This is a genomic window from Streptomyces sp. R28, from assembly GCF_041052385.1.
Taxonomy (GTDB): Bacteria; Actinomycetota; Actinomycetes; order Streptomycetales; family Streptomycetaceae; genus Streptomyces.
On record NZ_CP163439.1, the window covers coordinates 9,851,747 to 9,864,405 of the forward strand.

Consider the following 12,659-nt stretch of genomic DNA (forward strand, 5'->3'; position numbering starts at 1 on the left):
TCTGATGTCAGGTGTCTCTGTGCGGTCGGCTCGGGGCGCGGTGACGACGTTGCCGTCGTTCCGTTTCCCCGAGCCACCGGCCCGAACCGGACGTGCGTGTCTCCATGCATCCGGCTCTCCACGCGTCTTGCCTGTAGTCAGCCTGTTCCGGCTGCCGGCAGACCGTCGAAGAGCAGCACCCCGCCGACGACCGCGCGGTCCTCGGGCTGCCACAGGTACTCGGTGCGCCAGAGCAGGTCCGGGTCCCCGCCGCGGAGCTCGAAGTCGTGCCCCTCGATGCTGACGCGGTCCCCCTCCAGCACCTCCGGGATGATCACCTCGGTCGGGAGGTTCTTGCCCAGGTGCGCCCAGGCGCTCAGCTTGCCTTCCCAGCTGGCCTCGATCCGTTCCACGGTGGTGGCGGTGGCGACGATCCGGACGTCCGGGAACACCTGACGGATCACTTGAAGACCGAAGTAGTAGTCCGGGTCGGAGGTGGTGACCACCACGGTGGTCAGCTCCTTGCCGCTGTCAATGATGTCGGCCAGGACCCGGTGCTGCTCGGCGAGCGTGAACTGGCCGTCGACCAGCAGTGCTTCGCGCTCTCTGGTGATCAGGACGGACGACTTGTGCAGGCCGGTGTCACCGGCGGTGTGAATGGTGTACGTCAGGGTGGTGGACATGGGTTGTGCTTTTCAAGTGGGGCTCTTCAAAGGGGGTTTGCCTCGGGGGCGGGGAGCGCAGAGGGCTCAGGCGGCGGTGGCGGCCAGGTGCTGGTCCAGTGCGCGGGTGAGGGCGTCGGCCGAGGCGGCAGGGCCGCCCATGCGGTCGGTGCCGTGTGCGGTGTGCAGCAGGAGAGTCGGGTAGCTGTCGACGCCCAGGCGGCGCACCTGGTGGAAGTCGGCCTCCGCCTCGGCGCGAGCGGCGGGGGAGGCGTAAGCCGCGGCCACCGCGTCCGGATCCAGACCCAGCTCGGCCGCGATGTCCCGGTACACCTGCACGTCGGAGAGGCTGCGGCCGTCGAGGTACCAGGCGCGCTGCATGGCCGCGCCGGCTTCGAGGGCGTTCGCGCCCGGCTGGCTGCACAGCGCGACCAGACCAGCGGAGGCGTCGGCGGAGTCCATCACGACGGTGCCCTCGGCCAGCACCCGGCGGTAGCCGGCGCCGAAGGTGACGCCGGTCAGTTGGGCGATGCGCTCGTTGGCGCCGGGGACGTGCGGGTAGGCCGCCACCGGCAGGGCGCGCGACCCGGTGAACAGGCCGCCGGACAGCACCCGCAGCTCAATCCGGTCCGCGTTGGCGGCGGCGAAATCGTGCAGGGCCGGGCCGAAGCCGTAGCACCAGCCGCAGTAGGCGTCGAAGGCGTAGGTCAGTCTCGCGCGGCCGATGGCGTGCTCCTGGTTCGCGGGTTCGGTCTTCATGAGGTACGTCGTCCTCTCCTTGGATCTGGTCTGCCTGTCAGCGGCCGCCGCGGCGGTGCGCCGCGGTCACACCAGAAACGTAGGAGCAAAATCCGGCGCGACCCGGATACGCTGCCGACTCATGATGGTCAGAACTGGACACCGAGCAGAAAAACGCATCCCTGATGTCGGTTTCGCTGCTCCCGTGGGGACACCGGCCGGGGTGGAGGTGCTCTCCCTGGCGGTCCTGCGCGAGCGGGCACCGGTCCGTCTCGGCAAGGGGCGGATCACGCTTCCCCAGCGCCCGGACTTCCACCACCTGATCACGCTGTCCGAAGGCCGACTGCGGCACACGGTCGACTTCACCGGCTACACCCTGGAACCGGGGGTCTGGCTGTGGGTGCGTCCCGGCCAGGTGCAGCAGTGGGGCGACCTCGAGAACGCCGAGGGCACTCTGATTCTCTTCGAGCGCGACTTCCTCGACCCGGCCACAGTGGCCGCGGCCGGCCTGGACGAACAGCACGCGCCGCCGCTCCTCACGCCCATCGGCGAGGACCGTTCAGCCCTGAAGATCGCGTCCGCGCACCTGGAGCACGAGTTCCACGCCCTGGGCCACGTCCCGCTGGAGGCGCACATACGCATCCTGCGCCAGCTGCTCGGCGCGCTGGTCCTGCGCGCCGCCCACATCCAGGCCCCGGGCAGCCCGGCCACCGACCCGGGCGAGCCGTATGTGCGGTTCCGTGCCGCGGTGGACCACGACTTCGCCAGCGTCCGTCGCGTCGAGGACTACGCCTACGCCCTCGGCTACTCGGCGCGCACGCTCTCCCGCGCCACGCTCGCGGCCGACGGAGTCACCGCCAAGGAGTTCATCGACCGCCGTGTCCTGCTGGAGGCCAGGCGGCTGCTTGCCCACAGCGACCAGTCCGCCGCCCGGATCGCCGCCCAGCTCGGCTTCTCCAGCCCCACCAACTTCAGCAAGTTCTTCCACCGGCACACGGGCAAGAGCCCCCTCGGCTTCCGCGACACGATCCGCGGCACGCAAAGCTGAGCTGGCCGGAAACCACTCTCGTGGACTCCCAGGTCACCTGACGCGCAGTGGTGAACGGGCGTCGCGGAAGACGGTGAAGCTGCCAGCGTTCTTCCGCGAGCCTCTCGACGGGGCTTGCGGCGGGTCGCCTTGCGGCCCAACCGTCCCGGAGAAATCAAGATCGCCCGGCAGATCCCGAGCCCGACAGGTCGCCGTCACCGGGCGAGTCTGTCACCCAGCAGCCGGGGCGACCCTCTTGTTCGGCAAACTTTGCCGCACCGATCAGGGCGTCGAGGCAGTCGCGCGTACCAGCCAGACTGTCGTGCACAGATCCGCGATCATGGCACCCCCCATCCCGCTTCGATCACTCGTTGACGTCGAATCCGTCCACCACCCCGAAGCCGAGGCACAGGCGCCTCCTCCCCGCTCAGAAACCACTCACGCCGGTGATCTGCCGACGGGTGCGGGGCTGCTGATGAGACACACGTGGTAGCCCACATAAACGGGGAACTGGTGGTGTGGGAGAGCGACCGGCTGTCCTTCGAGCGTCTTCAGCAGCGTGCGCACCGCAGAGCGGCGACCGCTGTCCGTGCGGCCGAACAGTGGCCGGCCCACTTTGTCGCCTTCGACCTGCTGCGGGCGGGCGCCGACCTGACCTCGCAGCCCTACCGGGCTCGCCGTGCGGCACTGGAACAGCTCTTCGCCGACCACCGCCTACAGGCCCCCTGGACACTGTGTCCCTCCACCACCGACCCGAAGCAGTCCACCGAGTGGCTGGAGTGGTCGACGGTCGGACTGGAGGGCCTCGTCTTCAAACGCCTGGACCAGCGGTACGTGCCCGGGTTCAGGGCGTGGCGCAAATACCGGTCCCGGCACACGACCGAGGCCGTGATCGGCGCGGTCACCGGTGCCCCGGCCGCTCCCACCACGGCCCTGCTCGGCCGTCTCGACGCCGACGGCCGGCTCCAGTACGCCGGACGCACCACCGTCCTGAACCTGGCCGTCCGCCAAACCCTGGCCGCCGAACTCCTACAGGGCGGACCCGCGCACCCGTGGACGGGGTGGACCTTCAGCGCGAGCTGGGGGTCGCGGGAGCAATTCGCCGTACGGCTGGTCGAGCCGGTTGTCGTCGCGGAGGTCGCGGTCGACGTGTCCCTGGACGTGGCTGGCCGCTGGCGCCACCCCGTGCGGCCTCGGGCCTCCCGGTCCCGGGCGCGTGCACACCCGGCCGGCATGCCCTGGCCACCCGGCACCTGCTGCTCTACACCCCGGTGACCAAGCTCGACGCGTTGGCGGCCATCGCCGCGGGCGCGGACCCCGATGCCCAGCGCTGGCAGGGGAACCAGATGGACCAGGTCGTACCGGACGCCGACACCAGACAGTTCCTGCTGGGCATAGGCCCCGGCGGCGCCACCCCCCGTTGGTTCCCCAAGTCCAACCCCGAATTGGCCGAGCCCTTCGAACCCAGCCCCGAGATGCCCGAGTTCATGGTCTGTGTACACCGCGACACCGGGCGCTACGCCGGGTACCTCGAACTCCACCACGACAGGGGTGAGATCGGCGGCATTCTCGCCCCCGACCATCGAGGCCAGGGCCTCGGCGCTGAACTGTTCCTGGCGGGCGCGGAGTTCGCCCATGGCCACGCCGGTCTGCCGACGGTACGGGCGGGCACGGCGACGGCGAACCTCGCGTGCCGCCGCGCCCTGGAACGCGCCGGCTTCGTCCCGGCCCCCGGCCCGGCCCGCCACACCCTGCCGGACGGTCGTGAGCTGGACAGCGTCTGGTACCGGCACGAGGGCGCCGCGTCGGCGTGTGCGATGCCTTGAGGCAGGAGTGGAGGGGCGGAGGAGCGAGTCCGCCGCCTCGGAACTCGGCCGTGTCCAGCTCGAACCCGAGAGGGCCGGGCAGGGACACGGTCAGCCCGAGCTTGTGCCGGGCACTCTTGGCGTAGGCGTCGCCGGACGGTTCGGAGTGAACCGTCACCTCGCCCTCCTCGCGGTCGATCAGGAGGTAGACCGGGATGCCGGCGCGGGCACAGCCGTGCACGCCTGGCAAGGCCACAAGGGCGACCACAGGTACCACTACTGGGAGTGGAGTGAAGGCGCAGCTTCTGAGGAGGGGCCACACCGAATCAACCACGGAGCAACATGACCGGTCTGGTGCTCCTATCCGGCCCAGCCGATCTCGCGTACCTCGATGGCTCCGTCGTGTGGCGTGTACTGAATCCAGGCGCGGGGTCCGAAGAGGAATAGTCAAATCCTGTGGATCGTGAGGTAGTTCAGGCTGCGTGAGCTTCGGGGCGTTCGACGAGTTCGCCTCGTTCGAAGCGGGCCCCTGCTCGGACGAGGGCGACGAGGTGGGGTGCGTTCACGGCTCGCCAGCGGGCCTGGGCGGACTCGACGAGCTTGAAAACCATCGCCAGGGCGGCGGCCCGGGAGCCGGCCCCCTTGGTGACCTTGGTCCGCAGACGGACGGTCGAGAAGGTCGACTCGATCGGGTTGGTTGTCCGCAGGTGGATCCAGTGCTCGGCGGGGAAGTCGTAGAACGCCAGCAGCTCGTCCTCGTCCTCGACGATCTTCTTGACGGCCTTGGGGAACTTTGCCCCGTACTGCTTGGCGAACGCCTTGACCGCGGCGGCCGCGTGCTCCTTATCCTCGGCGTTGTAGATGTCCTGTATGGCCTTCTTCGCCGCGGGCTGGGCCGACTTCGGGAGGCTGTCGAGGCAGTTGGCCGTTTTGTGAACCCAGCATCTTTGGTGCCGGGTTTCGGGGAAGACCTCGTTCAACGCGTTCCAGAAGCCGAGGGCGCCGTCGCCGACGGCGAGGACGGGAGCGCGCATGCCGCGCCGCTGGCAGTCCCGCATCAGGCTCGCCCAGGATTCCGAGGACTCGCGGTAGCCGTCGGCCATCGCGATCAGCTCCTTGGTGCCGTCCGCGCGCACGCCCATGACGACCAGGACCGCGGCCTTCGCGTCCTCCAGGCGTATCCGCAGGTGAATGCCGTCGGCCCAGACGTAGACGTAGTCCGTGGCGGACAGGTCGCGCTCGCTGAACGTCTTGTGGTCGGCCTGCCACTGGGTGGTCAGCCGGGTGACGGTGGCCGGTGACAGGCCGGCCGAGGAGCCGAGGAACTGCTCGAGCGCGGGCACGAAATCCCCGCTGGACAGCCCGTGGAGGTAGAGGAGCGGCAGCACCTCGCTGATCTTCGGGGACTTGCGGCACCACGGCGGCAGGATCGCCGAGGAGAACCGCTTGCGCTCGCCGGTTGCCTCGTCGATGCGCTTGTCGTTGATGCGAGGGGCCTTCACCTCGACCGTCCCGGCCACGGTGGTCACGGAGCGGGGCTGGTGATAGCCGTTGCGGACCACCAGACGGCGCCCGTTCTCGTCTCGCTGGTCGGCCAAATCGGCTATGTAGGAGTTGACTTCAGCCTCCAGAGCGGCGGCCAGCATCCGCCGCGCGCCCTCGCGGACGATGTCGTCGATCAGGGAGCCGGTCCCGGTCGTTCCATCTGCATTCACTACGCTCAGCACGGGCGTGCCTTCCCGACCGACGGTGCAACGTCGGCCTGCTCGATGACCAGAAGTCGATCACTCGGGAAGGTACGCCCTTCGCGTCCAACCCGAGGCCGATCCACAGGTCATGAGCATTGCTCTCAGCGCGCTGGCCATACTGGCCTGCGTCGTTGTCCCTGGCGTCTGGTCTGCGAAGCCAGATCGGCGGCGGGATGCCCGCGCCATGACCGAACTACTGCTTGGCATGCCTCCTGGGAGGCGTCGGTGACCCGTGCTCAGACGTGCCGTCACGGGGCTGGCCACAGGCCGGTGCGGAGCTGTGCTCCCCGCTCCCGCGGGGTTGGTCTCGCGCCTTGCTCGTCTCGAGGGGCGCGTCGATCCGCTCCGAAAGCGAACCTGGGTGCGTGTCAACGCTGCCGCGCTCCAGCGAGTCATTCGGCGAGCGCCTGCCACAAGACCTTCAGCAGTACCGGGGCGCGCTCGGCGAACAGGCCGACCACCACGGTGGGTTTCGAGGGCGGGTGACGAACGGTCTCCGTGGGCAGGGAGTCAGACCGACGGTCATGGCGTGCATGGTCCGTAGGTGTCAGTAATCCGGGCGCCGGGAAGCGGGCGCCGAGCCTGGCTGATGGACAGACGGGTGGAGATGTCGTTGGGGTCGTGAGAGTGGAGTTCTTCCTCAATGGCGTCTTGGGTACCCAAGAGCCGCAGAACGTTGGAGGAACGCAGGCGCCAGCTGTCAGGTCCGGAGGCCAGGATTTCCAGGCCCAACATCACATCTCTTTCAACAGGACGCGACACTCGTCGGCCGTGCGTGTGGGCGTTGTGTGCGATGAGCAGTGCGATGACCTTATAGCGGGGGTCGAGGTTGAGGTTGAGGCGCACAGTGTCGCGGATACGACGTCGCAGGGCCGGTGAGTCGACAACGCGTTCGAGGATGTCGTTGTCGATGGTCCAGGGTGGCCCGTCGGGAGTACGGCTGGCCAGTGCTTCGCTGACGAGGGCCTCGCCGGCGACCTGCAGGAGTTTGGGGTGGTAGTTGCAGTAGGACAGCAGTCGGCAGCACCAGTTCGGTGCACTTCCGACGCGCGATGATGCTGCTGGCGTCGGCCGGCGGGAACCGGGTCCCGGTGATCGCCCAGCTGGTACAGGCCGACGATGACACCGTCCGGGATGTGATCCACCGGTTCAACGAGATCGGCCTGGCCTGTCTGGGCCCTCGGTGGGCAGGAGGCCGTCCCCGCCAACTCAGTCCTGACGAAGAGGACTTCGTCGTCCAGACGGCCACAACCCGCCCGACCAAGCTCGGCCATCCCTTCACCCCTGGTCCATCCGCAAACTGCTGGCCTACCTGAGGAAAGTCCATGGGCGGGGCATCCGCATCGGCCGCGAGACGTTACGCCGTCTGCTCGCCCGCCGCGGCATCACCTTCCAGCGCACCAAGACGTGGAAGGAGTCCCCGGACCCCAACCGCGACGCCAAACTTGACCGGATCGAGGAGGTCCTGGACGGTCTCCCGGACCGGGTCTTCGCCTTCGACGAGTTCGGCCCGCTCGGCATCCGCCCCACCGGCGGTGCGGGCTGGGCCCCCGCCAGTCACCCCGAGCGGCACCCGGCGACCTACCACCGTACCCACGGCATCCGGTACTTCCACGGCTGCTATTCGGTCGGCGGCGACACGCTCTGGGGCATCAACCGCCGGAAGAAGAGTGCCGCGAACACACTGGCCGCGCTCAGATCGGTCCGGGCCGCCCGACCGGACGGCGCCCCCATCTACGTCATCCTGGACAACCTGTCCGCCCGCAAGGGCGAGACGATCCGCCGCTGGGCGAAGAAGAACCGCATCGAGCTGTGTTTCACGCCGACATACGCGTCCTGGGCCAACCCAATCGAGGCGCACTTCGGGCCGCTGCGGCAGTTCACCATCGCCAACTCCAACCACCGCAACCACACCGTGCAGACCCGGGCCCCGCACGCCTATCTGCGCTGGCGCAACGCGGATGCCCGTCACCCCGACGTGCTGGCAGCCCAGCGCCGCGAGCGCGCTCGCATCCGCAGCGAGAAGGGCATCCGTTGGGGCGGACGTCCCTCGCCAATGCCGCTTGACCAGCCCGGCGACCCTGCCCGGCCGGGTCCTAGCGGTACCCGTCCACGCTGGCGCCGGCTGGAGCGAGGGTGGGCCAGGAATGCCCTGCTCTGTCGGAGGCAGCGGACCGTAGGAGGTCAAGAAGAGTGCACCCCGGGTAGCCCCGAAAACTCGCGTAGGTGCCCCGGTAATAGCAGCTCCAGTAGCTCACGACCCGCCGTTGAGTGCGCGCGAAGAAGGCCGGGTTGTCCACGATGAACTGCCCGTAAGCGAGGTGGCCGCGGGTGCCGGGAGTGGCGAGATCACGGAGCTCATCGCAGATGACGACCAGGATCTCCAAGACGTACTCGCCAACCAGCTGCACGACGAAGGGGACGACCCATGGGTCCGTGGAACCAACGACCTTCTCCAGGTGGCGCTGTCTGACCACACCGTCGCAGTGCCTTGAGTACAGGCAGTGCAGAAGCTGTTGTTGGCGCGACGAAAGCGACGCCACCGCGTCAGGTGCCGGCTCGTCGTTGTAGAGGCGCCCGGGGATCAAAAGCTGCTGGTCCTCTACAGCGACCGAGAACGAGGCATGCGGCTGGAGCCGAGAATCAGGCATCACCGCCAGGACTGCCTCGGCATCGCTTGCAAGCGCGGCTGGGAACGCCGTGATCAACGGATTGCTGCTGTCGGAAAGCGGCTGCACGAGCCGAGCATAGGCGGATGCCTCGGCCAGGTAGCTGGCATCAATGGCCCCACACCCCGCCCAAACCGGCGAAGGTATGCGGTCAGAGCACTAGGCAGAGCGCGCCGATGGCCAGGTTCCGCAGTGAAGCCATCACCCGCGGTGCGCTGCCGGTCCGTACCCGCGAGGCATCCTCTCCGAATGTCACATCCCTGACATGGTGCTGACGATTCTCGATTGCCCAGTGTCCGCGTACGCGTTCCGCCAGGTCAGCGAGTGTGGCCTGGTGAGCCGTGAGGCTGGTGACCGCGTAGACGCGTTCGAGCGACACCTTCCCGGTGCGCACCGTGCCCCGCCGGCGGACGATCTGCAGCGCCTGGTCGGCGGGTGGGAACGGCAGTCCCGGCACGGTGACGGCCTTCAGGCGGCGGATCTCATCGCGGCCGTGGGTGGCGGCCCGGGTGCGGTCCATCAGCGGCACCTCCTTCCAGGAGAGATCCCTTCACCAGTGCGTGCAGGGTCGAGTGGTTGCCCTTGAGTATGGCGCTGTAGTGCGCGCCCTTCTCCTCGACCAGGAACCTCGCGTGGTCGGTCTGGGTCAGCAGCGCGTCGAAGGTCACCACCGAGCCGGTAAGAACCAGCGGGTCCAGCAGCGGCCGGAACGCGGTGATCTCGTTGCTCTTGGCGTCGACCTCGTGCTGGGCCAACACGATGCCGTCGCCGCGCAGCGCGGACAACAGGTGCACGCAGCAACCGTCGACGCGGACAGCGCCACGCAGGGATTTGCCGTCCACCGCGACCGCCGCCCGCACCCGGCGGGACGGCGCATAGGGGGCCTGGTCGGTACGGGAGGCGTCTGCACGGGAGGTGAGCCAGCCGCCTATCGCCGCTTCGAGCGCGTCGCCGTCGATACCGCTGCAGTACCCGACGCACGGTCGCCTCGCTGGGCGCCCGGTAGGGCCGGTCCGGATCGCGCAGCGTGGCCCCGCAACGGACAATGAGATGGGCAAAGGCATCAGCGGCCCACTGGGCGATTGCAGTCAGGGACTTCGCTCCGGCCAGGACCCCGCAGGCGGCTAGGGCCAGGACGTATGACAGCGGGTCGCGCCGGCCCCGAAGACAGCGCGGGTCGGGCAGGTGTGGACGATCACGTAATTGGTTGTGACCGCGCTTCCGTGAATGCTACGGCCGAGGAGCCTCGGCCGTGCCGTCGAAGGATGTCGTCGACGGCTGCGTTCCGGGGCCTACTGGGGGCTGATCATTCCGTTCGGCGTCGGCCTGGGCAGGCAGTGGCAGCGTCCAGGTGTAGGCGTCCGGGTCGAAGGAGTGCAGGCGCTGGACGAGCCTGGCGGTCGACCAGGGCCAGCAGAAGGTGTTGATACCCGGGAGACCGAAGTAGTAGCCGGTGCCGCCGGCGTTGTAGACGGTGCCGCGTAGCGCCTCTTGCAGGGCCTGCTGGTGGGCTGTTTCGGCCTCGGGCTTGACATCCAACGCGAACGCCCCGCTGGAGCGCAGGTGGTTGAGCGCGGTGGTGACGTAGCCGAGTTGGGCTTCGAGGACGGTGGGGACGGCGGTGGTGCCGGTGAGCAGATTGGGGCCGATGAGTAGGAAGAGGTTGGGGTATCCGCTGACGCTGGTGCCCAGGTAGGCGCGGCGGTTGTCGGCCCAGGTCTGGGCCAGTGCGCGGTCGGTGCCGTGTAGTTGGGGGGCCAGGGGGATGTCGCCGATGTGGTATCCGGTCGCGAGGACGATGATGTCGGCGCGCGTGCGGGTGCCGTCGGCGCCGATGACGTCGGAGCCCTCGACGGCAGTCACGCGCGTGGGATGCAGTCGTACGTTGGGCCGGGTGAGGGCGGCGTAGTAGGTGCCGGAGGTGATCAGGCGGCGACTGCCGAAGGGGTAGTCGGGAGTAAGAGCTCGGCGCAGGGCGCGGTCCCGTACCGAGGCACGCAAATGGAAGCGGGCCAGGGCCTCCAAGGGCCGCAGCAGGTGGGGGTGGCGCAAGGGAACGCCGATGGCTTCCTGGGTCCAGTGGTGCAGGCTGCGTAGTGCGCGGCGTGCTGCCGGGTGGTGCTCGAAGAAACGGTGGAGACCGGGAGGGAGGGGGTAGTCGGGTTTCGGAAGTACCCACTGCGGTGTGCTCTGGAAGACGTCGACATGGGCCGCCTTCGGCTGGATCTCGGGCAGGAACTGGACGGTGGAGGCTCCGGTGCCCACCACTGCTACCCGCTGACCGGTCAGGTCGACTTCGTGGTTCCAGCGCGCGGAGTGAAAGGCAGGGCCGGGGAAGGTGTCCAGGCCGGGGATGTCAGGATGGCGGGGCCGATGCCAGGGACCGGTGGCGACGATCACGGCGCGGGCGGTGTACGTGCCCGACGTGGTCTGCAGGTTCCAGCGGTGCGCGTCCGGCGCCCAGCGGATGCTCAGCACCTCGGTGTTGTAGCGGATCGCCTTGGCCACGCCGTGCGTTGCCGCGGTGGTGTCGAGGTAGTCGAGAATCTCGGACCGGTCGGCGAAGCCCCGGCTCCACGCGTGGGGAGCGAATGAGTATTCGTACAGCACCGACGGTACGTCGCAGCCGCATCCGGGATAGGTGTTGTCCCGCCAAGTCCCGCCGAGGCGGCCGGACTTCTCCAACACCACGACGTCACCGAAGCCGGCCCGGCGCAGCGCGATCACGGCGGCCACCCCCGAGAGGCCGGCCCCAATGACGACGACTTCCGCTTCATTTCCTGTGCTGTCGATGCTGTCGTCGGCCACCGGCGCCCCCTGCCTGCCTCGTGAGCGACCCGGCGCTGATACCGAGCAGCCCCCAACCACTTACTCAGAGCAGCCGATCGTATGGTTCGCCGTGATCATCTATGGCGATACAGCCCATTAGACCCTCATATGAGTGATTTTTCCTAGTGAGGTAAATATCTGCGGAATTTCCTGTGTTTGGCTGCCGGTCATGACGATGAGGGACGAACTGCCCAGGTCTCGCAGCCCGTACACCGCCGTCGACGAGCCGGGGCGGCATCTGCCCTACCCCAGTGGCTGGTTCTGCCTGGCGCGTTCACGAGAACTGGCCCCCGGCAAAGTGCTGACCCGCCGCTTCATGGGCGAAGACATCGTCCTCTACCGCACCCGTGACGGTAGATCCCGCGCGGTGCGTCCCTACTGCCCACACCTGGGCGCTCATCTGGGGGCGGGCGGCACCGTGGAAGACCAGAACCTGGTGTGTCCCTTCCATCGCTTCGCCTTCGCCCCCGATGGCACATGCGTCGGCACGCCCGACGGCCCTCCACCGCGCGCCCGCCTGCAGCAGCACACCATCAGCGAGCGCAACGGCTTCCTCTTCGTCTGGTACGCACCGGACGGTGCCGCACCCTCCTGGGACGTCCCCGACACCGCCCAGGACGGCGTGGTTGCGACGCCGCCTGGAGCACGGAAGTCCGCACCTACGCCCAGGAGATCATCGAGAACACCCTCGACTACCGGCATCTGCCCGTCCTGCACAAGGTGGCCGTGGAGGAACTCGCCGCACCGGTGACCGAGGGCCCCCTACTGCGCATGCGTCTGCGTCTCGGGCCGGACCGGCCTCCCGCTCTCAAGCGGAAGATCCAGGCGGACCATGCGTTCCTCATGGCGGGGCTGGGATATCTCCGGGTCGAGCTTCCGCTGCCCTCGCTCGGACTCGTCAGCTACCTGTGGGCCATGCACACACCGACCGGGCCTCGGCGCACCCGCATGCTGGTCGCGGCTGCTTGTACGGACCTCCGCAAGCAGGACGCCACCGAAACGTCGCTGGCACGGCGTGGCCTGCACCGGGCCTTCGCCCGCGCGATGCTGCGCACCGCAGTCAGCAAGATCCATCAAGATCTGGGGATCTGGAACACCAAACGCTACGAGCCACGGCCTCGCCTCGCGGCGAGCGACGAGGCCATCGGCTTGTTCCGCCACTGGGCCCGACAGTTCTACCCGGCTCCGTGACGGAGACAGCG

11 protein-coding genes and 3 pseudogenes are annotated in these 12,659 nt (G+C 68.5%); 6 read left to right on the plus strand and 8 right to left on the minus strand.

The genetic code is table 11. From position 1 onward, the window contains the following. Nucleotides 1–137: 137 nt before the first annotated feature. Nucleotides 138–662, minus strand: a complete 525-nt coding sequence (locus tag AB5J49_RS43180; protein WP_369174344.1) for an MBL fold metallo-hydrolase — start codon at nt 660–662, stop codon at nt 138–140. A 66-nt stretch (nt 663–728) separates the two neighbouring features. Then, nucleotides 729–1,400 carry a DsbA family protein gene (locus AB5J49_RS43185; RefSeq protein WP_369174345.1) on the minus strand — a complete coding sequence of 224 codons (672 nt, stop codon included), beginning with the start codon at nt 1,398–1,400 and terminating at the stop codon, nt 729–731. Between the two features lie 124 nt (nt 1,401–1,524). On the opposite strand from AB5J49_RS43185, the gene AB5J49_RS43190 reads away from it, so the two are divergent. From AB5J49_RS43190 to AB5J49_RS43200, 3 genes are all read left to right on the plus strand, one after another. Next, a complete protein-coding gene (locus AB5J49_RS43190) occupies nt 1,525–2,427 on the plus strand; it encodes a helix-turn-helix domain-containing protein (protein ID WP_369175444.1) in 903 nt (300 codons plus the stop codon). A 465-nt stretch (nt 2,428–2,892) separates the two neighbouring features. Further along, a complete protein-coding gene (locus AB5J49_RS43195; RefSeq protein ID WP_369174346.1) occupies nt 2,893–3,681 on the plus strand; it encodes an ATP-dependent DNA ligase in 789 nt (262 codons plus the stop codon). Next, a complete protein-coding gene (locus tag AB5J49_RS43200) occupies nt 3,678–4,232 on the plus strand; it encodes a GNAT family N-acetyltransferase (protein ID WP_369174347.1) in 555 nt (184 codons plus the stop codon). The genes AB5J49_RS43195 and AB5J49_RS43200 overlap by 4 nt, the downstream gene beginning before the upstream one ends. Nucleotides 4,233–4,684: 452 nt before the next feature. On the opposite strand, the gene AB5J49_RS43205 is transcribed toward AB5J49_RS43200, so the two are convergent. Next, the gene (locus AB5J49_RS43205; RefSeq protein WP_369166387.1) at nt 4,685–5,938 is read right to left on the minus strand and encodes an IS256 family transposase; all 1,254 of its coding nucleotides are present in this window, start codon (nt 5,936–5,938) and stop codon (nt 4,685–4,687) included. A gap of 1,040 nt (nt 5,939–6,978) precedes the next feature. Between AB5J49_RS43205 and AB5J49_RS43210 the strand changes: the two are divergent. Next, nucleotides 6,979–8,009 (plus strand): annotated as a pseudogene (locus AB5J49_RS43210) (IS630 family transposase); the annotation flags it as partial. Nucleotides 8,010–8,055: 46 nt separating this feature from the next. Here the strand turns inward: AB5J49_RS43210 and AB5J49_RS43215 are convergent. From AB5J49_RS43215 to AB5J49_RS43235, 5 genes and pseudogenes are all read right to left on the minus strand, one after another. Next, a complete protein-coding gene (locus AB5J49_RS43215; protein WP_369174348.1) occupies nt 8,056–8,697 on the minus strand; it encodes a hypothetical protein in 642 nt (213 codons plus the stop codon). A 157-nt stretch (nt 8,698–8,854) separates the two neighbouring features. Further along, nucleotides 8,855–9,148 (minus strand): annotated as a pseudogene (locus tag AB5J49_RS43220) (ISAs1 family transposase); the annotation flags it as partial. After that, complete coding sequence (locus AB5J49_RS43225; protein ID WP_369174349.1) at nt 9,111–9,692, minus strand: ISAs1 family transposase; 582 nt, start codon at nt 9,690–9,692, stop codon at nt 9,111–9,113. The pseudogene AB5J49_RS43220 and the gene AB5J49_RS43225, both read right to left, overlap by 38 nt. Next, nucleotides 9,649–9,813, minus strand: a pseudogene (locus AB5J49_RS43230) (transposase family protein); the annotation flags it as partial. The gene AB5J49_RS43225 and the pseudogene AB5J49_RS43230, both read right to left, overlap by 44 nt. 45 nt (nt 9,814–9,858) lie before the next feature. After that, nucleotides 9,859–11,436, minus strand: a complete 1,578-nt coding sequence (locus AB5J49_RS43235; protein ID WP_369174350.1) for a flavin-containing monooxygenase — start codon at nt 11,434–11,436, stop codon at nt 9,859–9,861. 190 nt (nt 11,437–11,626) lie between these two features. Between AB5J49_RS43235 and AB5J49_RS43240 the strand changes: the two genes are divergently transcribed. Next, nucleotides 11,627–12,208 carry a Rieske (2Fe-2S) protein gene (locus tag AB5J49_RS43240; protein WP_369174351.1) on the plus strand — a complete coding sequence of 194 codons (582 nt, stop codon included), beginning with the start codon at nt 11,627–11,629 and terminating at the stop codon, nt 12,206–12,208. Further along, a complete protein-coding gene (locus AB5J49_RS43245) occupies nt 12,160–12,648 on the plus strand; it encodes a hypothetical protein (RefSeq protein ID WP_369175445.1) in 489 nt (162 codons plus the stop codon). The genes AB5J49_RS43240 and AB5J49_RS43245 overlap by 49 nt, the downstream gene beginning before the upstream one ends. The last annotated feature ends 11 nt before the right edge of the window (nt 12,649–12,659 follow it).